The following is a 22,163-nucleotide window of genomic DNA, read 5'->3' as shown; positions in this document are numbered from 1 at the left end:
TCTCCTTCTTGAAGCGGTGGCGCTGACTAGTGGGCGCCGCCGCCCGCGAGTTGACCGGGTTTCTTCAGAAGCAGGGTCGCAAGCAGGGCGACGACGAGGGCAACGCCGAGCAGAAAGAAGGCGTCGCTGAAGGCCATGATATTGGCCTGCTTGCGTATCTTGAGGGCGATGGCGACGACGGCCTTGTGGCTGGCGAGCGCCTGGTCGCTGACGCCGTGGCTCATGAAGTAGCCGGTAAGCCGGGCGATGCGATCGCGGGTGGCTTCCTCGAAAACCGAGACCGAGTTGGTCAGAATGTTCGAATGGTACTGCTCGCGCTTCGACAGGAAGGTCTGCAGCAAGGCGATGCCGACGGCGCCGCCGAGATTGCGCATCATGTTGAAGAGGGCGGAGGCCGAGCCGGCATTCTCCGGCTCGATGCCTGATGTGGCGATCGCCGAAAGGGGCGTGAAGACCAGCGCCTGGCCGATGGCGCGGACGATATTTGGCCAGAAGAGCTGGTCGCTGGCATAATCGCCGGTCATGTGCACGTTCATGAAGTTCGAGGCGGCAAACAGGGCAAAGCCGACGACGATCAGCAGGCGGACATCGAAACGCTTCATCAGGCGCGGCACCAGCGGGATCAGCAGCAGCTGCGGAATGCCGGTCCAGGCGAGAACCATGCCGATCTGCTCGGAATTATAGCCCTGGATGCGAGTGAGATAGATCGGCAGCACGAAGACCGAACCGTAAAGCGCGATGCCGAGCAAGAAGTTGGCGACGATGCCGAAGCCGAAATTACGCCGCAGCAGCAGACGCAGGTTCAAGAGCGGATGAGCCGCTCTCAGCTCGATGACGATGAACAGCGTCAGCGAGACGGCCGCGATGACCGACAGGCGCAGGATGAAATCGGAGCCGAACCAGTCTTCCTTGTTGCCCTCTTCCAGCACGGTCTGCAAAGCGGCCAGGCCGATCGCCATGGTGACGATACCAGGCCAGTCGCCCTTGGCGAGCAGCTTCAGGTTCATCGGCGCCCGATCGAGCGAGGCCCAGAGCAGGCCGACCATCAGCGCGCCGGGCACCAGATTGACGTAGAAGATATATTCCCAGCCCCAGTTCTCGGTGAGATAACCGCCGATCGTCGGGCCGATCGCCGGTGCGAAGGTGGCTGACAATGCAAAGAGGGCAAGGCCGATCGGCTGCTTGGCCTTGGGCAGCAGCGTGATGATGATGGTGAAGGCCATCGGGATCAGCACGCCGCCGGCAAAGCCCTGAATGGCGCGCAGGATGATCATCTGCTGCAGGTTTGCCGCGAAGGCGCAGGCAACGGAAAAGATCAGGAACAGGATGGCGTTGGCCAGCAGATAGCTGCGCAGCGAAAAGACCCGCGCCAGCCAGGCGCTGAGCGGAATGACGACGATCTCGGCGATCAGATAGGAGGTCGAGATCCAGCCGCCGTCATCCGTGCCGGCGCCGATGGCGCCCTGGATATCGGCAAGCGAGGCATTGACGATCTGAATGTTGAGGACCGCCATGAAGGCGCCGAGCGTCGAGCCGACGACGGCCATCCACATGCGGACCGGGCTGATGGCGCCGGGTGTCGCGGGCGCCGCAGCGGCGGGACGCGTGAGCGAATTGCTGTTTGCGGCGATCTGAAGAGTGGCCATGGCTGATCTCTTTCCGACTGTTGCGGAAACTTTCTGACGACGGAGTTCGCAATATTTCGGGAGAAGAAGGATCATCCAGCGTGGCTGGATAATCCTCCTTCGGCTTCTCCAGAGGCCTGGGAAGCCTCGCCCTGGGCAGCCTTGGTATCGACTTCGGGCTCGACCGACATGCCCGAGCGCAGCAGTCCGCTCAAAGCCTCGTCGTCGATGACGATCTTGACCGGGATACGCTGGACGATCTTGGTGAAGTTGCCGGTGGCATTGTCCGGCGGCAGCAGCGAGAATTCGAGACCGCTTGCCGGCGAAACGCTGTCGACATGACCCTTGATGGCGATATCGGGAAAGCTGTCGACCTTGATCTCGACCGGCTGGCCGGGGCGGACATGGGTCAGCTGGGTTTCCTTGAAATTGGCGACGACATAGACGGCATGCAGCGGCACGACGGCCATCAGCTGCGTGCCCGAGGTGACATATTGGCCGACGCGGATCGAGCGGGCGCCGACCGTGCCGTCGACGGCGGCGACGATATCAGTATAGGAGAGGTTGAGTTCGGCCTGGTGCGCGGCCGCGGCCGCCCGGTCGCGCTCGGCAACCGCCTGTTCGCGCTGGCTCCGGAGCACCGGCACCTTGTTCTCAGCCGCGACGAGCGCTGCCCGATCGCGTTCGACGGCGGCAACGGCCTGGTCGCGGGCCGACTGGCTCTGTTCGGCGCGCGACTGGGTGCCGGCGCCGCTAGTGATCAGGCGGGCGGAGCGGGCGGCATCCGACACAGCAAAATCCAGCGAGGCCTGCGAGGCATCGATCGTCGCCTTGGCCTGGCCGATGACGGATTGCTGCAGGGAGATCTGGGCGTCGATATTGGTGATGGCGGCCTCGGCCGCTTTCACATCGGCCCTCGCTTGGGACAATGCCGCCTGAAAGTCGCGGTCGTCGATGCGGGCGAGAACATGGCCTGATTTGACCTGGTCGTTGTCATTGACCAGCACCTGCGTGATATAGCCGGCAACCTTCGGGGCGACGGTGGTGTAGTCGGCCTTCACATAGGCATCGTCGGTGGATTCGATGAAGCGGCCGACCGTCCAGTAGCGATGGCCGAAATCGCCCGCGAAAGCGGCGCCGGCAAGCAGTGCTGCGGCGATAACCGCACGCTTGAGCATCCGGCGACCGGTCTTTTCCGGCGCTTGCGCAACCGGGGTTCCGGCCACGGGCATCGCGGGTGCCTCGGCGGCAGGCGCCCTGGCGGCCTCCTCGGCCAAGATCCGCTCGGCCTCTCCAGCGCTTTCGAAAACCTGCTTGCGGGGTAGCTCGACCATCGTCCTTTTCCTTCGTCTGTCGCCCCGTTTCTGCGAGGCCCTGTTCGATGCGACGGAAAATGCACCCTGCCAATCCTTTTGATAATCTGCTTATATCAGGAAGGATCATCAACTCTCAGCGGATAATCCGGAGACAATATGGACCGACTGACAAGTCTCGCCGTCTTTGGCCGGGTGGTGGAATGCGGCGGTTTTTCCGCCGCCGCGCGCCGGCTGAACATGTCCGTCACCATGGTCGGCAATCATGTGCAGTCGCTGGAGGACCGACTCGGCGTGCGGCTGCTCAACCGCACCACGCGCAAGGTCAGCCTGACGGAAACCGGCAAATATTATTATGAGCGCTCGGCACAGATTCTCGCCGAACTCGATGAGGCGGACCGGACGGCGAGCGCGCTGAGCACGACGCCGCGCGGCACGCTGAAGGTCTATACCAGCGGCTCCATCGTGCGTTTCCTGCTGCCCGTCTTCAGCGAATATATGGAGCTCTATCCATCGATCTCAGTCGATTTCAGCGTCGGCGAGCGGATGGTCGACATGATCGAGGATGGCTACGACCTTGTCATTCGGACCCTGCCGCCGGATTCGTCGCTTATCGCGCGCAAGCTGACGCCCTGGCGCCATATGCTCGTCTGCTCGCCTGCCTATGTCGACAGCCATCCGATCCCGCTGAAGCCGGCCGAAATCGCCGATCACAATTGCCTGCAATACGCCTATTACCCTTATGGCGATGAATGGCGCTTCGAGGACGGCGACGGCCGGCAGGAGAGCGTCAAGATCAGCGGCAATGTCGTCTCGAACAATGCCGAGATGCTGCGCTTCCTGACACTGAACGGGCGAGGCCTCTTCCTGGCGCCGAGCTTCGTGGTGTTCGACGACATCGCCGAAGGGCGGCTGATAAGGATCATGCCGGACTACAAGCCGGTGGAATTCACCATCAACGCCGTCTATCCCAACCGCAGCCATCTGCCGACGAAAGTGCGGCTGTTCATCGATCTCTTGGCGGAGAGATTTGCGGAGCATCGGAAGTGGATGACGTGAGGAGTGCGTGAAGGTTCAGCGTCGGACCTCGACGCAAGAAAGCTGCCCCTCACCCTAACCCTCTCCCCGTAAACGGGGCGAGGGGACGTGCCAAACGAGACGCTGGTGGGGAACGGAAAGGTTGCGGCATATCCCCTTCTCCCCGCGCGCGGGGAGAAGGTGCCGGCAGGCGGATGAGGGGCGGGCCTCGCTCTGCTTCGCTGAACCGCCCGGCCCTGCGCTTGCGCTCCGGGTGTTCGCCACTGCAATCGATTCACTGGATCGATTGCTCCCGCTGCGCGGGACCATTCCTCACTCCTCGCTCTCGCTTCTTCCGTAGGCCCAGTCCATGTAAAGCTCCAGCGCCTTGCGGGTGACCGGGCCTTCCTGGAGGTTGCGGTCGTCGAGGCGGGTGACGCCGACGACTTTGGAGTAGTTGCCGGTGGTGAAGATTTCGTCGGCGGCGAGGAAATCCTCGACGGAGAGCGTTGCTTCATGCACGTCGAAACCGGCCTTGCGAAGCAGGCCGATGACGCGGGCGCGGGTGATGCCGGCGAGGAAGGTGCGGTTGGCGGCCGGCGTCATCACTATGCCGTCCTTGACCATGAAGACATTGGAAGAAGCGGTTTCGACGACGTTGCCGTTGAGGTCGCGCACCAGCGCATTGTCGAAACCGCGGCTGCGGGCTTCGGCGATCATGCGGCCGCTGTTTGGATAGAGCGAGCCGGTCTTGGCCTCGGTCATCGCCGTTTCCGGCGACGGGCGGCGATAGGGCGAGACGGTGAGACTGGTGCCGCCATGGCCGCCCATCGGCGCCTCGAACAGGCAGAGCGCGAAGCGGGTCGATGCCGCGTCGACGGAGACGATGCTGCCCGGCGCGCCATGTTCGCCCCAATACATCGGCTTGATGTAGATCGCCGTCGCGCCATCGAATTTGCCAACGCCTTCCCAGGCGAGCGCGGCAATCTCCTCGGCCGATTTCACCGGCTGCAGGCCGATGGCAAGCGCCGAGCGGTTGATGCGCTGGCAGTGCAGGTCGAGATCGGGGGCGATGCCGTCGAACCAGCGGGCGCCGTCGAAGACCGTCGAGCCCAGCCACATGGCATGCGAGGTCGGGCCGATCAGCGGCGGGTTGCCGGGGAGCCATTCACCATCGACATGAGTCCAGGTGGTTGAACGCGGTGATGTATCGACGGCCATTGCTGCTCTCCCTTACGAATCCGGGAAAGCAAAAACCTCGGCGGCAAGCCGGGTCAAGGACAAATCCGGGCTGGAAATACGGAAGCAAGAAAATGCCGGAGGACGCGGTGCGGCCGCAATATTCGTGCGCGACACCTGCGGCGTCAGCGATAGGTGCATCAGCAAAAATGATGGAATGGAATATTGGAACTGCGGCCTGCCGCATGCGATTATAGGGAAAAATCGCGGGTTTGCAGCAAGGAAGACGCCGATGAAAGCCATGTATTACGAAGCCTTCGAACAGGCGCCCGAGATCCGCACCCTGCCCGATCCGACCCCTTCCGAGGACGGTGTCGTCATATCGGTCGGCGCCAGCGGGCTCTGCCGCAGCGACTGGCACGGCTGGATGGGACACGATCCCGATATCCGCCTGCCGCATGTGCCGGGACATGAGCTTGCCGGACGGGTCGTCGCCACCGGCCGCGGCGTGATGCGTTTCAAGGTGGGCGACCGGGTGACCGTGCCCTTCGTTTCCGGCTGCGGCCATTGCGGGGAGTGCCATTCCGGCAACCAGCAGGTCTGCCCGAACCAGTTCCAGCCGGGCTTCACCCATTGGGGATCCTTCGCCGAATATGTGGCGATCGATTATGCCGACACCAATCTGGTACACCTGCCCGACACGATCGACGATGCGACGGCGGCAAGCCTCGGCTGCCGCTTCGCCACCTCGTTCCGCGCCGTCGCCGACCAGGCGCGCACCCGGCCCGGCGAATGGATCGCCGTGCATGGCTGCGGCGGCGTCGGCCTGTCGGCGATCATGATCGCCACCGCACTCGGCGCCAATGCGATCGGCATCGACATATCGGAGGAGAAACTCGCCTTCGCCAGAGAATGCGGCGCGGTGGCGACGGTCAATGCCTCGAGCGTTGCCGACGTGGCCGAGGCGGTGCGCGAGATCACCAAAGGCGGCGCGCATGTCTCGATCGACGCGCTCGGCCATCCCGCCACCTGCTTCAACTCGATCAAGAATCTGCGCCGGCGCGGCCGGCACGTGCAAGTGGGGCTGATGCTCGGCGAACAGGCAACACCGCAGATTCCGATGGGGCAAGTGATCGGCCACGAACTGGAGATCTACGGCAGCCACGGCATGCAGGCCTGGCGCTACGACGCCATGCTGTCGATGCTCGCCGCCGGCAAGATCGCGCCGCAGAAGCTGATCGGACGGCGGATCAGTCTTGAGGAAGCCGCGCCTGCGCTGATGGCGCTCGACAAGGCGGAGGCGACGGGGATCAGCGTGATTACGCGGTTTTCGTGAGGCGCTGCCACGATTCCCTTCTCCCCAGCGGGGAGAAGATGCCGGCAGGCAGATGAGGGGGTGAGCGGCAAAGCCGCGAATGCACTGAGCGCAGGCGAAGGGCAATGAATGGCGTGCCGTGTGGCCCCTTCATCCGACCCTTCGGGCCACCAACCTGGGTCGAGCCGCGGGTCTCGACCCGTCCTTCGGACCCCCGCTGGGGAGAAGAGGGAGCCAAGCCGCAAGCTCAATCATCCTCTCAGGCTTCCCGCTTTGCCAAGAACACATGGCAAAGCGGGCGATGCGAACAGCCAGCTCTCGGCACTGCCTGGCAGGTCTTGCGAAAGCGCTCTGCCGCACCGATATCGGGGCCATTGGTTTCCCGACGCGCATTATTGCGGTGGTTGCCAAAGACGGCGCAAAAGCCTAACGGCTGCGTCCGCCAGAAAAACCAACAAGAAGAAGAAAGAGACATGATGTCCAACTCATTTGTGAAAACGCATGCCAGCGAGGAAGCGAAGCGCTTCTTCGTCCTCGGCGACCGGATCGAACGACGGGTCCGGATCCGCGGAACCTGGCTCAACATCTTCGACGTCACGGTGCCGCCCGGCAGCCGGACGCCGAGACATGCGCATGCGAGCCCCGAGGTGTTCCGCATCCTCGAGGGACGGCTGACGATCTGGCGCCTGACCGACACCGGCCCTGAGGAGATCGAGGCCGGCGCCGGCGACATCGTCAGCATCCCGCCTTTCGTGGTGCACGGCTATTCCAATCGCGGGACCGCGCCGGCAATCTTTTCCGCGGTCGTCGATCGCGACATGGCCGAATTCATCGAAGCGGAAGGCGCGACGGAGCCGCCAAAGGCCAGCCCTTCGGCGGAGACCATCGCCCGCATGACGGCGGCTGCCAATGCCTACGGGATCACGATCCTGGCGGCCTGATGCGCGAATACATGATGCCGGACCATTTCGCGGTTCGGCATCATGCAGACATGCGAAAAATTCCGCTGAAATTGCCAGCCAGAACGTGGGCTCGCCGTCCTTTTCGAAACTGTCACATCAATGCGGTACTATGATTTTTGCCCGATGCCTCTTGCGCCGGCACCGTTTCACCGCCAAAATTGCGACATGCCCGACAGCGACCCATCCAGTACAAGCTCCACCCGTTCCAGCCGGGATTTCCCGACCGACGATGGAGGCGACCGCTGTAGACGGCGCGATGACCTCCGCCTTGCCTCGGGCATATCCCGCAGGGCGCTGTCTTCTTCCAGATCATTGCGAATGACGGGCCGCCGAAAGCGTGTCGCCATCCTTCAGGGTCGCTTGTCACGCTTTGGGTTTTTGTTTTTACGCATGCGTTTCTCGCAAAACCGCAGCACAGTTTTGCGAGGCGTGCTCCAGATGTTACCACCATGATGCCAAGACGATGGGCGATGCTGATATAGCGTCTCGTCGAACGCCGCGCCGCGTTGCCTGATCAATGCGGCATTGAAACCTCAACGAATAGGGTCCCTGTGTTTCTGGAAATTGGAATTGTGGTGCTTCTCACCATCCTCAATGGTGTGCTCGCCATGTCGGAGTTGGCCGTTGTGTCTTCTCGAACGGCCCGCCTGAAGGTTCTCTCCGACAATGGCAGCAAGGGGGCGGCGCAAGCCATCAAACTTGCCGAAAACCCCGGCCGCTTTCTCTCCACGGTGCAGATCGGCATCACGCTGGTCGGTGTTCTCTCGGGCGCTTTTTCGGGGGCCACACTCGGGGGCCGTCTGGCGGGATGGCTGGAGATGCAGGGCATGTCGTCGACGGCCGCCGACGCCGCCGGCGTCGGTTCGGTCGTCGTCGCCATCACCTATCTTTCTCTGATCGTCGGCGAACTTGTGCCGAAGCAGATCGCGTTGCGGGAACCCGAAGCGGTTGCGGCGAAAGTCGCACCGGCGATGGCAGTGCTTTCCAAAATTGCGCTGCCTCTCGTCTGGCTTCTGAACGCCTCCGGAAATCTTGTGCTGAAGCTCCTCGGCCAAACGGGGAAAAGCGGCGACAATGTCTCCGACGAGGAGATCAAAACCGTGCTGGCCGAAGCACAGTCGGCCGGCGTGATCGAAAGCGAAGAGTCGGCGATGATATCAGGCGTCATGCGGCTGGCGGACCGCACCGCCCGGGCGCTGATGACACCCCGGCGCGATGTCGAAATTGTCGATATCGATGACAGCCTTGATGAAATCCGCGCGCAGCTGCACCGGACGAAACGGTCTCGGCTGCCCGTTCGCAAGGGCAGTTCCGACGAGGTGATCGGCATCCTTCCGGTCAAGGATTTTTACGATTCGATGTCGGAACACGGCAGCGCCGATATCAAGGCTCTGACGCAGGACGTGCCCGTCGTTTCAGACCTTGCAACCGCCATCAACGTGATTGAAGCCATCCGCAAATCGCCGGTCCATATGGTGCTGGTTTTTGACGAATACGGCCATTTCGAGGGGATCGTTTCCTCTGGCGACATTCTGGAAGCGATCATGGGCGCTCTCCAGGAGGGACCTGTGGACGAGCAGGCCATCGCGCGTCGCGACGACGGTTCCTACCTGGTGTCCGGCTGGACGCCGATCGACGAGTTCGCCGAATTCCTGAACCTCAAGCTCGATGACGATCTCGAATATCAGACGGTGGCCGGGCTGGTGCTGGAAGAGCTGAAACATCTGCCGGAGTTGGGGGAGAGCTTCACGAGGGATGGATGGCGCTTCGAAGTCGTCGATCTCGACGGCAGACGCGTGGACAAGATACTCGTGTCCGCGGAGTGAAAGCCGGCGGGGCCGTAACATCGAGAAGATCCGCATTCGCCACAGGGAAATGTGGCCTGACTTCAGGAGGTAGCGCCATGGCATGGTCCGCCCAGCAATATGTGAAATTCGAGGACGAACGCACGCGACCGGCGCGTGATCTTCTGGCGCAGGTGCCGCTGCAGAGCATCAGCCGAGCCGTCGATCTCGGCTGCGGGCCGGGCAATTCGACCGAACTCATCATCGAGCGTTACGGCGCCGAAGGCGTCTGCGGCCTCGACAGCGACGTCAACATGCTGGAGGCGGCCCGCAAGCGGCTTCCCGGCACCGCTTTCGTCGAGGCCGATCTCGGCAGCTGGCAGCCGACAGAGCCCGCCGACCTGCTCTTTGCCAATGCCGTCTTCCAATGGCTGCCCGATCATCTCGACATTTTCGACAGGCTGATGGATGGGCTTTCCCCGGGCGGCGTGCTCGCCGTGCAGATGCCCGACAATCTTGGCGAACCCACCCATCTGCTGATGGAGGAAACGGCGAATAGCGGCTCCTGGAAGAGCGCCTTCGAGGGAAAGAGCGTGCGCCGCAAGGGACTGCCTGCGCCGTCCGCCTATTATTCCAGGCTGATCGCCAAGGCCGCGCGCGTCGATATCTGGCACACCATCTACAATCACCCGATGGCGGATGCGGCTGATATCGTCGAATGGGTGAAAGGCACCGGGCTGATGCCCTATCTCGCCCGGGTCGGCGAGGACTATCGCGAGGCCTTTCTGGCGGATTATCTCGCGCGGGTGGAAAAGGCTTATCCCAAAATGTCGGACGGGCGGGTGCTGCTGCGGTTTCCGCGGATTTTCATGGTGGCGGTGAAAAAATAATCGGCTGCCTCTGGCGAACTCAGTTTGCGTCGATAGCTGCCCTCACCCTAGCCCTCTCCCCGTAAACGGGGAGGGGACGTGCCATACGAGAGTTCGGTGAGGAATAGAGAGGTTGCGGCTTGTCCCCTTCGCCCCGCAAGCGGGGATTAGGTGCCGGCAAGCGGATGAGGGGCAGGCCCGCAAGCTGTCAAATGCCTGTTATCCCTCGCTCTCATATGTTGCGGCGAAACCGGCGCGCGATATAGTCGGCCCGGAAAATCTCGGAGATGACACACATGGACACTACCCCTACCCCGCCGGTCACCCTCGTCATCTTCGGCGCCACCGGCGACCTGACGCGCCGGCTGCTGGTGCCGGCGATCATCAATCTGACGCGCGGCCGCCTCGTCGGCGAGGATCTCCACATTCTCGGCATCGGCATCGAACCGGGCGACGACGAATTCCTGCGCAAGCGGCTCGACGACTTCCTCGCCCATCTGAGCGGTGAGGAGCAGACGCAAAAGGACGAGGCCTGGGAGAGCCTGCGCCGGCGGATAAGCTACACATCGGGCGATTTCACCAAGGACGATATTTTCCTCGAGATCGGCAAACGGCTGGGGCCGGATTCCAATGCCGCCTTCTATCTCGCCGTGCCGCCGTCCTTCTTCGGCTCGATCGTCGAGAAACTCGCCGCCCATGGCCTGACCGATGAAAAGCACGGCACCTTCCGCCGTGTCGCCATCGAGAAGCCGTTCGGCACCGATCTCGCCTCGGCGCGGGCGCTCAATGCGCAGATTCTCGCCCAGATCGGCGAGAGCCAAGTCTACCGGCTCGATCATTTCCTCGGCAAGGAGACGGTGCAGAACCTGATGACGGCGCGGTTTGCCAATATGATCATCGAGTCGCTGTGGAACAGCCGCTATATCGACCATGTGCAGATCACCGCAGCAGAGATCGTCGATGTCGGCAGCCGCGGCAAATTCTACGATGCGACAGGCGCGCTGCGCGACATGGTGCCGAACCATCTCTTCCAGCTGCTGGCAATGATCGCCATGGAACCGCCGAACAGTTTCGATGCCGAAGCCATCCGCAACGAGAAGAGCAAGGTGCTGAAGGCGCTGCGCATCTATACGCCCGACGAGGCAAAAACCCACGGCGTGCGCGGCGCCTATACGGCCGGGCCGCTCAACGGCGTCGAGCTTCCGGCCTATCGCGGCAGCAAGGACGTCTCGCCCGACAGCCGGACCGAGACCTATGTGGCGCTGAAGCTCTACGCTGATACCTGGCGCTGGGCGGGCGTGCCCTTCTACCTCAGAACCGGCAAGGCGCTGACTGCGCGCGACACGGAGATCGTCATCACCTTCCAGCCGGTGCCCTTCGCGCAGTTCCGCGAGACCGAGGTCAATCGCCGCCTGCCGCCGAACCGGCTGGTGATCCAGGTGCAGCCGGACGAGGGCATGAGCATGGAAATCTCGATCAAGTCGCCAGGGCTTTCGGTCGATACCACCCCGGTTTCCCTCGACTTCCGCTATGCCGACAAATTCGATATCGGCAAAACCACCGGTTATGAATCGCTGCTCTACGATCTCTTCATCGGCGACCAGACGCTGTTCCAGCGCGCCGACGGCATCGAGGCCGGCTGGGCGGCGGTGCAGCCCTTCCTCGATATCTGGGCGAAAGACCCGAGCACGCCCGACGCTTACACCCCGGGCAGCATGGGGCCGGCCTCAGGCGACGACCTCATCGAGCGCGACGGACGCAAATGGCATGAACTCGGCGTCATCCTGCATGGCGACGGGAAGAACGGCAAATGATGCCCGTCGCTTGAATTATCGGCCTTGACGGCATGCGGGGCTGACCGAGGCGCCGCTATTGCCGCCTTCGGTGGCAAGCGCGCCACGCGCCTTGGGCGGCGGGCAGCGGGCCCAATCGACCCGTCCGGTCGGGGCGCCGTTGTCGACGCTGCCGGTTTCGATCGAGTCGAGCGGGATGACCAGCCCGCTTTGGGTTTCGGCGCCCGGCGCGGTGCCGAGCGGCGGCGTGCCGTCGATCCGACCGCTGGCGTCCATACCCATATTCGACTGGGCGAGAACCGGGGTGGAGAGGCTGAGGAGAGCGATCGAGGCTGCTGCAATAAACCTGCGCATGATGCTATTCCTTCTGGTTTCAGCGATGCGATAATAACAGCAATTCGATCTTCCTTGTTCCGCTTGAACGGGCGCGGACGATCAAAGTTTGGCGAGCAAAATATCGGTCTCGCGGAAATGTATTCTCAGGATCAATCGCGCCAGCGTGACAGCAGCTTTTCCAGCCCTGTCGGATAGAGATCGATGCCGGCATCTCGCACCGCGTCGCGGCCGAACCAGCGCGCCGTCGCCGCCGTCTCGTCGCGTTCGGAATAGCGGATTTCATCGCGCGCATAGAGCGATGCATCGGCGAGTTCGACATCGGCGGCGAAGATATATTCGTGGCCGGTCGCGCCATGATGCTCGAAGATGTTTTCGAGCAGATGCCAGGGGCCGACGATGCGGATCGCCGTTTCGAGTTCCTCCCGGAATTCGCGCTGCAGAGCCTGTTCGCGCGTCTCGCCGAATTCGATCGAGCCGCCGAGCGGCCGAATGCCCTTGATGCGGCCGCCATCATCCTCCACTTCCGCGGCGAGCAGCCGATCTTGCCTCCAGGCAAGGCCGATCACCTTCACCCTGATCTGCTGCGGTGGGCGCCAGACAGTCATGCGGCTCTCCTTCTTTTCGACGGAAATCCTTAATTAGCCGCAAGAGGCTGCATGGCAAGGGCGACCAGAAGCCGCCACGCGGCGAGACCGCGGAAGCTTCTGGTCGTCGTCGCTCAAACGAACTGGCTGAGTCCCGGGACCGAAGCCACGACTTCGTCGACGACCTCTTCGCCGGCATATTGTTTGGCGATGGCGATGGTTTCCTTGGCGAGCGAGGTGATTTCGCCCATGCCGAGGCCTTCGGCCATCAGCTGCTGGCCGAGGCCCATGATGCCGCCGCCGCCGAGCGCGCTCATCAGCCCACCGAGCAGACCGCCACCGCCGCCGGCACTTTCGCCATTGAACTGGGCGACGAGATCGGCGCCGCCGGGGATTGCCTCGATCATCCGGGCGACCGGGCCGTCGGCCGCCTCACGCTGCAGGAAGCCGAGCATCATGCCGAGCGCCTTTTCGGCCAGATCGGGCGCGATACCCACACGATCGGCGATCTGGGTCACAATTTCATTCATCGTCAGCCTCCTGTTATTTTTTGACGTTAACGTCAGCGTTAATCGAGATTCGAGCGCAACTCAATGTCCGGTTTTGCTTTCGATGCAAACAGTTGTCCGCATCCGCCTGCCTGCTTATAACAGAGAAACGATGGTTCGATGAAGGCGGCGCAAGCCCGTCTTCGGACAAAGAGCGGCAGCGCCGAAGGGAGAATTGCGGATGATCGAGGATGGCAAGATTTTCATCGGCGCGAGCCGCAACCCCGACGACAGCATCAACAAGCCGGAATATCTCGACCTGAAGTTCGGCAACCGCCACGGCCTCGTCACCGGCGCCACCGGCACCGGCAAGACGGTGACGCTGCAGGTGCTGGCCGAGGGCTTCTCCCGGGCCGGGGTCCCGGTCTTTGCCGCCGACATCAAGGGCGATCTCTCCGGCATCGCCGCCAGGGGCGAGGCCAAGGATTTCCTCACCAAACGGGCCGAGCAGATCGGCTTCACCGACTATGAGTTCGACCAGTTTCCGGTGATTTTCTGGGATCTTTTCGGCGAAAAAGGCCACCGAGTGCGCACCACCGTCGCAGAGATGGGGCCGCTGCTGCTCGCCAGGCTGATGGATGCCTCCGAACCGCAGGAAGGCGTCATCAACATCGCCTTCAAACTCGCCGACCAGGCCGGGCTGCCGCTGCTCGACCTCAAGGATTTCACCTCGCTGCTCAACTATATGGGCGAGAACGCCACTGCGCTATCCAACCAGTACGGGCTGATCTCCAAGGCCTCGGTCGGCTCGATTCAGCGGGCGCTGCTCGTTCTCGAACAGCAGGGCGCGGAACACTTCTTCGGCGAGCCGGCCCTGAAGATCTCCGACATCATGCGCACCAGCAACAATGGTTACGGCCAGATCTCGGTGCTTGCCGCCGACAAGCTAATGATGAACCCGCGCCTTTATGCCACTTTCCTGCTCTGGCTGCTCTCGGAACTGTTCGAGGAACTGCCCGAAGTGGGTGACCCGGACAAGCCGAAGCTGGTCTTCTTCTTCGACGAAGCGCATCTGCTCTTCAACGACGCGCCGAAGGTCTTGGTCGAGCGCGTCGAGCAGGTGGTGCGGCTGATCCGCTCCAAGGGTGTCGGCGTCTATTTCGTCACGCAGAACCCGCTCGACGTGCCGGAAACAGTGCTCGCCCAGCTCGGCAACCGGGCGCAGCACGCATTGCGCGCCTATTCGCCGCGCGAGCAGAAGGCAGTACGGACGGCGGCCGATACTTTCCGCCCGAATCCGGCCTTCGATTGCGCCACCGTCATCACCAATCTCGGCACCGGCGAGGCGCTGGTCTCGACGCTGGAGGCCAAGGGCGCGCCGTCGATCGTCGAGCGCACGCTGATCCGCCCGCCCTCCGGCCGTGTCGGCCCGCTGACCGATGGCGAGCGCCAGCAGATCATGGACCGGAGCCCGGTTCTCGGCGTCTATGACGAAGATGTCGACCGCGAATCCGCCTTCGAGATCCTGGCGGCGCGCGCCAAGAAGGCGGCGGATGCCGACGCCGCCAAACGGGCGCAGGAGGAAGCGGCCGAGCAGCAGCCGAGCAGCACATCTGGCTGGAGCCTGCCGGGCTTTGGGGGCAGCAATGACGACAATCAGCAGGGCCGCGGCCAATCCCGCGGCCGGTCTTCCGGCTATCAGCGCGAAACGGTGGTGGAAGCGGCGATGAAGAGCGTGGCGCGCACGGTCGCAACCCAGGTCGGCCGGGCGCTGGTGCGCGGGATCTTGGGGAGCTTGAAGCGGTAGCTATTTCGCAGGCGGCGCGCGGTAAGCCCCTCATCCGCCTGCCGGCACCTTCTCCCCGTAAACGGGGCGAAGGACGATTGCCGCGACCTCTCAATTCCTCACCAGCGTCTCGCAGGGCACGTCCCCTCGCCCCGTTTACGGGGAGAGGGTTAGGGTGAGGGGCAGCTTTCTGGAAGACTGCGTTCCCTGCCTTGAACCGCAAGCCTTCCTCCCCTAAATTACCTGCTATCGACCATTTCAACAGGATGTGTGCCGCAATGGATTTCAACCTGATCGCAACGCCAGTTCGCCTTGCCAACAGGGAAATCCACATCCATGCCTGCATCCATCACTCTCTCCAAAATTTCATGGGCCACGCCTGACGGACGGCCGCTTTTTTCCGATCTCGACCTGAGTTTCGGGACGGACCGCAGCGGTCTCGTCGGGCGCAACGGCGTCGGCAAGACGACGCTGCTGAAGCTTGTCTCCGGCGACATCCGGCCGCGATCGGGGACGCTCTCGGTCAGTGGCAGCCTCGGCATTCTCCGGCAGAGCGTTCAGGTCGCACCTGACGAAACGGTGGCCGATCTCTTCGGCGCGACGGATGCGCTTGGCCTTCTTCACCGGGCCGAAACCGGCACGGCAGCGGCCGAAGAACTTTCATCGGCGGATTGGACGCTGGAGGCGCGCATGGCGGCGGCCCTTGATCGCACCGGGCTCGACGCACAGCCGCAGACACGGCTTGCCGCGCTCTCCGGCGGGCAGCGCACCCGTGCCGGGCTGGCCGCCCTGGTCTTCGCCGAACCGGATTTTCTGCTGCTCGACGAGCCCACAAACAATCTCGATCGCGAGGGCCGCGGGGCGGTGATCGCGCTGATATCGGGCTGGCGGGCCGGGGCAATCATCGTCAGCCATGACCGGGAACTGCTCGAAAGCATGGATGCAATCGTCGAATTGACGTCGCTCGGTGCCACCCGCTACGGCGGCAACTGGAGCCATTATCGCGAGCGCAAGGCGCTGGAGCTTGCCGCCGCACGGCATGACCTCGCCGATGCCGAAAAGCGGATTGCCGAGGTTGCCGGCAAGGCGCAGGCGACGGTGGAGCGTCAGGCGCACAGGGATAGCGCCGGACGCAAGACGGCCGCCAAGGGCGGCATCCCGCGCATCATGCTCGGCGGCATGAAGGAGCGGAGCGAAACGACCGGCGGCGACAACGCCCGCCTTGTCGAACGCCGGCGCGCGGCGGCACAGGAAGACGCAAAGGCGGCGCGCGAGAGGATCGAGATCCTCCAGCCCTTATCGGTGCGCCTGCCGCCGACCGGGCTCGCCGCCAATAAGACCGTGCTGAAATTGGAGGGCGTCACCGTGGGCTACCGGCCGGGCGATCCGGTCATCGGCGATCTCTCTTTCGCCGTGACGGGGCCCGAACGGATTGCCGTCACTGGCAGCAACGGCTCGGGCAAAACGACGCTGCTTGCGCTTATCGCCGGCGAACTCGCGCCCTGGGCCGGCACTGTCGCCGTCCTGACTGGCTTTGCCATGCTCGATCAGAAGGTTAGCCTTCTCGATCCCTCAACCTCGATCCGCGACAATTTCCGGCGGATCAACCGGCAGGCCGACGAAAACACCTGCCGGGCCGCCCTTGCCCGCTTCATGTTCAGGGCGGATGCGGCGCTGCAGGCCGTCTCGACGCTGAGCGGCGGCCAATTGCTGCGCGCCGGCCTTGCCTGCGTTCTCGGCTCCGCACCGCCGCCGCTGCTGATACTCGACGAGCCGACCAACCATCTCGATATCGACTCGATCGCTGCGGTCGAGGCGGGTCTGCGTGCTTATGACGGCGCGCTCATCGTCGTCAGCCATGACGAGACGTTTCTCGATAGTATCGGGATAGAGCGGCGGCTGGAATTGGCTGGCGGTGTGGGCGGGTGATTTTAGGGCGGAGCAGCGCTGCCTCCCGCCAGTGACACCTCTCCATTCCCTCCCGCCTTTCGGGAGCGCGGCATCCACCAACGTCCCTCATCCTGAGGCGCGCAGGCTAAAGGCCGGAGCCTCGAAGGACACGCTCCAGCGCTGCTCCTTGCGTCCAACCACCAGTGCACCCGCCTCGTCCTTCGAGGCCCCTGCGGGGCACCTCAGGATGAGGCTCTCTTGGAGGCCGCGTGCTGCTGGCGGCATCTTCCGGGCTGAAGCGGGCCGCGAGCGCGGCGGCAACCTCCCCAACGTCAATGACGGTATCGATGGAAGGCCGCCTCGGTGGCAGGGACATGGTCGCGATGTTCCACGCAAGCTTCAGCGCCCGGACGGCGGAAACCCCGTCATCACTTGCTTCCGCCAGATCGGCCAGCTTTCGCAGATCAGCGATGATGCTCTGACGGCTGCCCCGGGATATGTTGCCTTTCGGCCTGCCATCAAGTCGTCGCTCAATCTCGATTGCTCCACTAGCCCGTTTCGCCATGAAAAGGCTTCATGTCGCTAGTTCGAAAGCGATGCCGTACTTGCAATATATAACGCATTCAACCTATGATAGCGGTGGCGGCTTGGAGGAGAAGGGCATGACTATGGAAGAGGCGATCGGGCATCGTACAGCCCAAGAGTGGAGCCTTTGGAGAAGCGCCAATATTGGCGTTAGCGTTAGCGCTGTCGCCTTGTTACTTCAGGTCGCGAACGGTCGAGGCTTTGAACTAGCAAGCTACGCCCACACTCGGAGTGCGGAAACGATTAGCGCTTTAGGTGGGCAGGTTCTCGCCGCACCACTATTATTTGTGGTGATTGCGGCCATACGAAACGTTTTCAAAAAGGGGCAAGCTAAGTCGAACGCAAGTGCCATCCGGGGGGTAATCACGTTCGCGGCGCTCGTTGTCACAATTTTCGTCGGCCTTTTTACCTACGGTGAGTTTGTGTTCTCTCGCGACCAAGCAATCGGTGGCGAAGCTCGAAAATCATTCATAGCTGACACCCAGTTTGCGTGCGTTCAGAAGCAGGCCTCACTCAACCAAGCTATTACTCAGCAGCAAATCCAAACTTATTGCACCTGTTTCACCGAGAAGATGGCCGACACCACGACGTACAAACAATTGGGCACTGAACTGGCCGGCAAAGCCCTTGCGGACCTGCAGCAAAAGGTTGGAGCAATAAGTAACCTTTGCCGCCAATGACTGCTGAATGGCGCAATGCTCGTGCAGATATGGTGAGCCATTGCGACGCTCAAGGTCCTCGGCGAGCCGACCAACCATCTCGACATCGACTCGATCGCTGCGGTCGAGGCGGGTCTGCGTGCTTATGACGGCGCGCTCATCGTCGTCAGTCATGACGAGGCGTTTCTAGAGAGCATCGGAACAGAGCGGCGGTTGGAGCTGGCTGGCGGTGATACGGCGGGTTAGGCTGCATTCATTCTGAGGCACACAGTTCATAGGGCGGAGCCTCGAGAGACGCGCTCCAGCGCCGCGTCTTGCGCCCCGACGCCGGTGGCCGACCTCGTCCTTCGAGGCCCCTTCGGGGCACCTCAGCATGAGGTCGGAGAGAGGGCGCGGCACCCTCCCAACCTCCCTCATTTGAGGCGCGTAGGCCAAAGGTCGGAGCCTCGAAGGACACGCTCCAGCGCTGCTCCTTGCGTCCAACCACCAGTGCACCCGCCTCGTCCTTCGAGGCCCCGGCGGGGCACCTCAGGATGAGGCTCTTGGGCGCCGAGCAACGGCGCCTCCCTTGCCTCCTACTCCAGGCAATGGTATTTCAATCTCACAACCCTTTCGAGAAAGGAGGATCACGCCATGCAGTATTATTTCCGGTTTAATCGCCAGCGTGGTCCCGTCGACGCCCTGCAAATGCATTTGCAGGGCTGACCAGAGACCGTTTCTCGACATCTCTTCCTGGTCTGCCCTTCGTGGCCAATGCGGCGCCGTAACCCATGGTTCGCGCCCGCATTCCTGTAATTTCCCGGGCCTGATAGGCGCAATTCCGTGATGGCTGAACGCCCCGGATCGCCTCCCCGGTCAAGACCAGAGAACGATCATGACCCTCATCAATATCCGCAATCTCGGCGTGACGCTGGGCAATCCCTTATTTTCCAAGCTCAATCTCGTCGTCAATGCGGGCGACCGCATCGGTCTCGTCGCTGCCAACGGGCGGGGGAAATCGACGCTGCTTGCCTGCATCACCGGCGCGCTGGAGCCGAGCGAGGGCGAGATCACCAAGGCGCGCGGGCTGACCGTCGGCCATGTCGCCCAGAACGTGCCACCTGCCCTTTTCGACACGCCGTTTTACGATGCGGTGCTGCGAGCGCTGCCGGCCGACCAGGCCGACAGCGAGAGTTGGCGTGTCGATGTGGTGCTGGAATCGCTCGAGGTGCCGGAGGTCATGCGCCGGCGGCCGCTGAAGCAGCTGAGCGGCGGATGGCAGCGGCTTGCCATGCTGGCCCGCAGTTGGGTCAGCGAACCAGACGTGCTGCTGCTCGACGAGCCGACCAACCATCTCGACCTCGAAAAGATCGCGCAGCTGGAGGGCTGGCTGAATGCGCTGCCGCGCGACGTGCCGGTCATCCTCTCCAGCCATGACCGCGCCTTCCTCGATGCGACGACCAACCGGACACTGTTCCTGCGGCCCAAGCAATCGCCGGTCTTTGCGCTCCCTTACACCCGGGCGCGTGCCGCCCTCGACGAGTCCGACGCCTCCGAAGCCCGGCGCTACGAGCGCGACATGAAGGTGGCCGAGCAATTGCGCAAACAGGCGGCAAAGCTCAACAATATCGGCATCAATTCCGGCAGCGACCTGCTCGTCGTCAAGACGAAGCAATTGAAGCAGCGGGCGGCGACGCTGGAGGATACGGCAAAACCGGCGCATCTGGAACGCTCTGCCGGCGCCATCCGGCTTGCCAACCGCGGCACCCATGCCAAGGTGCTGGTGACGCTGGAGGATGCGGCGGTGACGACGCCGGATGGGACGCTGCTGTTCAAAACCGGCCGGCAATTCATCTGCCAGGGCGACCGGATCGTGCTTCTCGGTCTCAATGGCGCCGGCAAGTCGCGGTTGGTGTCGATGCTGAAGCAGGCGGTCGAAAGACCGGAGGCGGGAGAGAACGGCCTCAAGGCAACGCCGTCGCTGATTCTCGGCTATGGCGACCAGGCGCTTGCCGACCTTGCCGATACCGACACGCCGATCGGCACGATCATCCGCCGCTCCGATGTCGGCGATCAGCGGGCGCGCGCGCTGCTTGCAGGCGCCGGCATGACGATCGACATGCAGGCAAAACCGATCGGCCAGCTTTCCGGCGGCCAGAAGGCGCGGCTCGGCATGCTAGTGCTCAGGCTGACCGAGCCGAACTTCTATCTATTGGACGAACCGACCAACCACCTCGACATCGAGGGACAGGAAGCACTCGAAAGCGAGCTGATGGCGCACGAGGCGAGCTGCCTGCTGGTCTCGCACGACCGCAGTTTCGTGCGGGCTGTGGGCAACCGCTTCTGGCTGATCGAGAAGAAGCGGCTGGTGGAAGTGGAGAGCCCGGAAGGGTTCTTTGCTTCGGTGGCGGGGTAATGGATGGCGGCGGCGTGCCGTGTAGCCCCCTCATCCACCCTACGGGCACCTTCCCCGTTGGGTAGAAGGGAATCGAGGCGTCGCGGCATATCCCTTCTCCCCGTCAGAACGGAGAGAAGGTGGCGGCAGCCGGCTGAAGGGCTTGCCGCCCGGCACAGCGCCTACCGCTTCGGAGCCACCAGGCAGAAGAAGGCACCCTGCGGGTCCGTCGCCTGGATGATCCAGCTGCCGCCGGGGACTTCCATCGGGCCGTTGACGACCTTGCCGCCGCCCGAGGTGACGCGGTCGATTGCGGCGTCAAGCGCCGGCACGATGAAATAATAGCACCAGAAGGGCATCGGCATATTGTCCGGCTTGGTCATCATGCCGCCGATCTGCCGGCCATTGCGGGCGAAGAGGTAGTAGACGCCCATCGGACCCATGTCCATTTCACTGTCCTTCGTCCAGCCGAACAGCTTGGAATAGAAGGCGACGGCGTCCTTGCCGTTGCCGGCGTAGAGTTCGTGCCAGCCGATATTGCCTGGGGCATCGGGGGCCAGTTCCGGCCAGGTCTTGTCCATCGGCGCCGGCGTCATGATGCAGAGAACCGCGCCATGCGGATCGGCGACGACGGCGAAGCGGCCGATGCCTGGGATGTCGTCCGGCGGACGGCGGACCGATCCGCCATTGGCGGCGAAATCCTTGGCCGCTTGGTCAACGTCGTCGACATCGACATAACCCGTCCAGTTCGGCGGGATGCTCTGGCCTTCGAGTTCGGCCGGAAATTCCATCAGGCCGGCGACGCCGATGCCGTTCGCCTCGAAGATCGTATAGGTCGGCATGCCCTCCACTTTCATCTCGGAGGTCGTCCAGCCGACGACCGAGCTGTAGAATTTCGCGGCGGCCGATGTATCGGGGGTCATCAATTCGCACCAGATGAACTTTCCATGCGTCTCAGACATCGTACTCTCCCTTTTGAGGCGCCCCTTTTCCGAGGCTTGAGCGCCGTGATTGTCAGATCTTGCGGGCGTAATGCGCTTCCATGAATTGTTTCCAGGCGCCATCCGGCTGCCTGGCGCTGGAGATGAAAGTGCGGTGGTCGGCATCGACAAAGGCGATCTGCTCGCGGTAATCGGCAAGCCCTTCGCCGTTGAAGTCGGGCCCCGTCGTATAAAGGTCCAGCACGTTGCCGGAGGCGTCGAGCTCGCCCTCATAGACCCACATATAATCCATCATGCTGCCGATCCAGCTGCCGACATATTTGGCCTTGGCGGCGTTGTAGCCGAGCGTCAGGATGCTTGTGGCCTGCTTGCCATCCGGCATGCTGCCGGTGCCCTCGGCGACGAACCAGATGCCGTGCAGCGAGCGGACGGTCTCCGTCCAGGGCTCGCCGCCGGACATTTCGGGCGCGGTGACGGTCCAGTCGCCGACCAGTCTTTCCAGAAAGGAATGTTCCTTCAGCACTTCCGCGGTCTTCATCATCCTTCTCCCTTTGCGTGATATTGGCCAATGGCTTTGTCGGCGCAATTCCGGGAAGCCGTTTCGCGACCTTCCCGGCAGAACCGCTGCGCAGGTCTGCTGGAATTTGCGCTGACGAGCTGGGC

At 62.9% G+C, this 22,163-nt stretch carries 19 protein-coding genes and 1 pseudogene; 11 read left to right on the top strand and 9 right to left on the bottom strand.

All coding sequences use genetic code 11. The annotated features are described in order from the left end of the window. Positions 1-26 precede the first annotated feature (26 nt). A complete protein-coding gene (locus AMK05_RS06410) occupies positions 27-1,646 on the bottom strand; it encodes an MDR family MFS transporter (protein ID WP_064837580.1) in 1,620 nt (539 codons plus the stop codon). Positions 1,647-1,717: 71 nt separating this feature from the next. Further along, positions 1,718-2,959, bottom strand: a complete 1,242-nt coding sequence (locus AMK05_RS06405) for an HlyD family secretion protein (RefSeq protein ID WP_064837578.1) — start codon at positions 2,957-2,959, stop codon at positions 1,718-1,720. 138 nt (positions 2,960-3,097) lie between these two features. Between AMK05_RS06405 and AMK05_RS06400 the strand changes: the two genes are divergently transcribed. Next, complete coding sequence (locus AMK05_RS06400; protein ID WP_064837576.1) at positions 3,098-3,997, top strand: LysR family transcriptional regulator; 900 nt, start codon at positions 3,098-3,100, stop codon at positions 3,995-3,997. Between the two features lie 291 nt (positions 3,998-4,288). On the opposite strand, the gene AMK05_RS06395 is transcribed toward AMK05_RS06400, so the two are convergent. Then, complete coding sequence (locus tag AMK05_RS06395) at positions 4,289-5,176, bottom strand: branched-chain amino acid aminotransferase (RefSeq protein ID WP_064837573.1); 888 nt, start codon at positions 5,174-5,176, stop codon at positions 4,289-4,291. Positions 5,177-5,188: 12 nt separating this feature from the next. Continuing rightward, positions 5,189-5,437 carry a hypothetical protein gene (locus AMK05_RS06390; protein WP_064837571.1) on the bottom strand — a complete coding sequence of 83 codons (249 nt, stop codon included), beginning with the start codon at positions 5,435-5,437 and terminating at the stop codon, positions 5,189-5,191. On the opposite strand from AMK05_RS06390, the gene AMK05_RS06385 reads away from it, so the two are divergent. The 5 genes from AMK05_RS06385 to zwf all read left to right on the top strand — a co-directional run bounded on the left by AMK05_RS06385 (position 5,427) and on the right by zwf (position 11,878). Continuing rightward, on the top strand, positions 5,427-6,470 hold the full coding sequence (locus AMK05_RS06385; RefSeq protein ID WP_064837569.1) for a zinc-dependent alcohol dehydrogenase family protein: 1,044 nt from the start codon (positions 5,427-5,429) through the stop codon (positions 6,468-6,470). The genes AMK05_RS06390 and AMK05_RS06385 overlap by 11 nt on opposite strands. A 452-nt stretch (positions 6,471-6,922) precedes the next feature. Beyond that, positions 6,923-7,390, top strand: coding sequence for a cupin domain-containing protein (locus AMK05_RS06380; protein WP_064837567.1), 468 nt, complete (start codon positions 6,923-6,925; stop codon positions 7,388-7,390). A gap of 572 nt (positions 7,391-7,962) precedes the next feature. Continuing rightward, positions 7,963-9,237, top strand: a complete 1,275-nt coding sequence (locus AMK05_RS06375; RefSeq protein ID WP_064837565.1) for a hemolysin family protein — start codon at positions 7,963-7,965, stop codon at positions 9,235-9,237. 77 nt (positions 9,238-9,314) lie between these two features. Further along, entirely contained in the window at positions 9,315-10,085 is a 771-nt protein-coding gene (gene tam, locus AMK05_RS06370) for a trans-aconitate 2-methyltransferase (RefSeq protein ID WP_064837563.1), read from the top strand. A 275-nt stretch (positions 10,086-10,360) separates the two neighbouring features. Then, positions 10,361-11,878, top strand: coding sequence for a glucose-6-phosphate dehydrogenase (gene zwf / locus AMK05_RS06365; protein WP_064837561.1), 1,518 nt, complete (start codon positions 10,361-10,363; stop codon positions 11,876-11,878). 15 nt (positions 11,879-11,893) lie between these two features. On the opposite strand, the gene AMK05_RS06360 is transcribed toward zwf, so the two are convergent. From AMK05_RS06360 to AMK05_RS06350, 3 genes are all read right to left on the bottom strand, one after another. Then, complete coding sequence (locus AMK05_RS06360; protein WP_064837559.1) at positions 11,894-12,211, bottom strand: hypothetical protein; 318 nt, start codon at positions 12,209-12,211, stop codon at positions 11,894-11,896. A gap of 131 nt (positions 12,212-12,342) precedes the next feature. Further along, positions 12,343-12,798, bottom strand: coding sequence for an NUDIX hydrolase (locus AMK05_RS06355; RefSeq protein WP_064837556.1), 456 nt, complete (start codon positions 12,796-12,798; stop codon positions 12,343-12,345). 113 nt (positions 12,799-12,911) lie between these two features. After that, positions 12,912-13,307, bottom strand: a complete 396-nt coding sequence (locus AMK05_RS06350; RefSeq protein WP_049734489.1) for a hypothetical protein — start codon at positions 13,305-13,307, stop codon at positions 12,912-12,914. Between the two features lie 199 nt (positions 13,308-13,506). Between AMK05_RS06350 and AMK05_RS06345 the strand changes: the two genes are divergently transcribed. From AMK05_RS06345 to AMK05_RS06325, 5 genes and pseudogenes are all read left to right on the top strand, one after another. After that, entirely contained in the window at positions 13,507-15,072 is a 1,566-nt protein-coding gene (locus AMK05_RS06345; RefSeq protein ID WP_064837554.1) for a helicase HerA-like C-terminal domain-containing protein, read from the top strand. Positions 15,073-15,387: 315 nt separating this feature from the next. Then, positions 15,388-16,980, top strand: coding sequence for an ABC-F family ATP-binding cassette domain-containing protein (locus AMK05_RS06340; protein WP_064837552.1), 1,593 nt, complete (start codon positions 15,388-15,390; stop codon positions 16,978-16,980). A 623-nt stretch (positions 16,981-17,603) separates the two neighbouring features. Further along, positions 17,604-18,206, top strand: a complete 603-nt coding sequence (locus AMK05_RS06330) for a hypothetical protein (RefSeq protein WP_143535817.1) — start codon at positions 17,604-17,606, stop codon at positions 18,204-18,206. 48 nt (positions 18,207-18,254) lie between these two features. Continuing rightward, positions 18,255-18,431: pseudogene (locus AMK05_RS35480) on the top strand (ABC transporter ATP-binding protein); the annotation flags it as partial. Between the two features lie 628 nt (positions 18,432-19,059). Continuing rightward, on the top strand, positions 19,060-20,580 hold the full coding sequence (locus AMK05_RS06325) for an ABC-F family ATP-binding cassette domain-containing protein (protein ID WP_064837545.1): 1,521 nt from the start codon (positions 19,060-19,062) through the stop codon (positions 20,578-20,580). A 161-nt stretch (positions 20,581-20,741) separates the two neighbouring features. Here the strand turns inward: AMK05_RS06325 and AMK05_RS06320 are convergent, their stop codons facing one another. Beyond that, positions 20,742-21,521: a VOC family protein gene (locus AMK05_RS06320; protein WP_064837543.1), complete on the bottom strand. Its 780-nt coding sequence runs from the start codon at positions 21,519-21,521 to the stop codon at positions 20,742-20,744. A 52-nt stretch (positions 21,522-21,573) separates the two neighbouring features. Further along, entirely contained in the window at positions 21,574-22,041 is a 468-nt protein-coding gene (locus AMK05_RS06315) for a DUF1579 domain-containing protein (protein WP_064837540.1), read from the bottom strand. Positions 22,042-22,163: the final 122 nt, after the last annotated feature.

This window comes from Rhizobium sp. N324 (genome assembly GCF_001664485.1).
Classification (GTDB): Bacteria; Pseudomonadota; Alphaproteobacteria; order Rhizobiales; family Rhizobiaceae; genus Rhizobium.
This window is presented reverse-complemented; position numbering and strand designations above follow the sequence as displayed.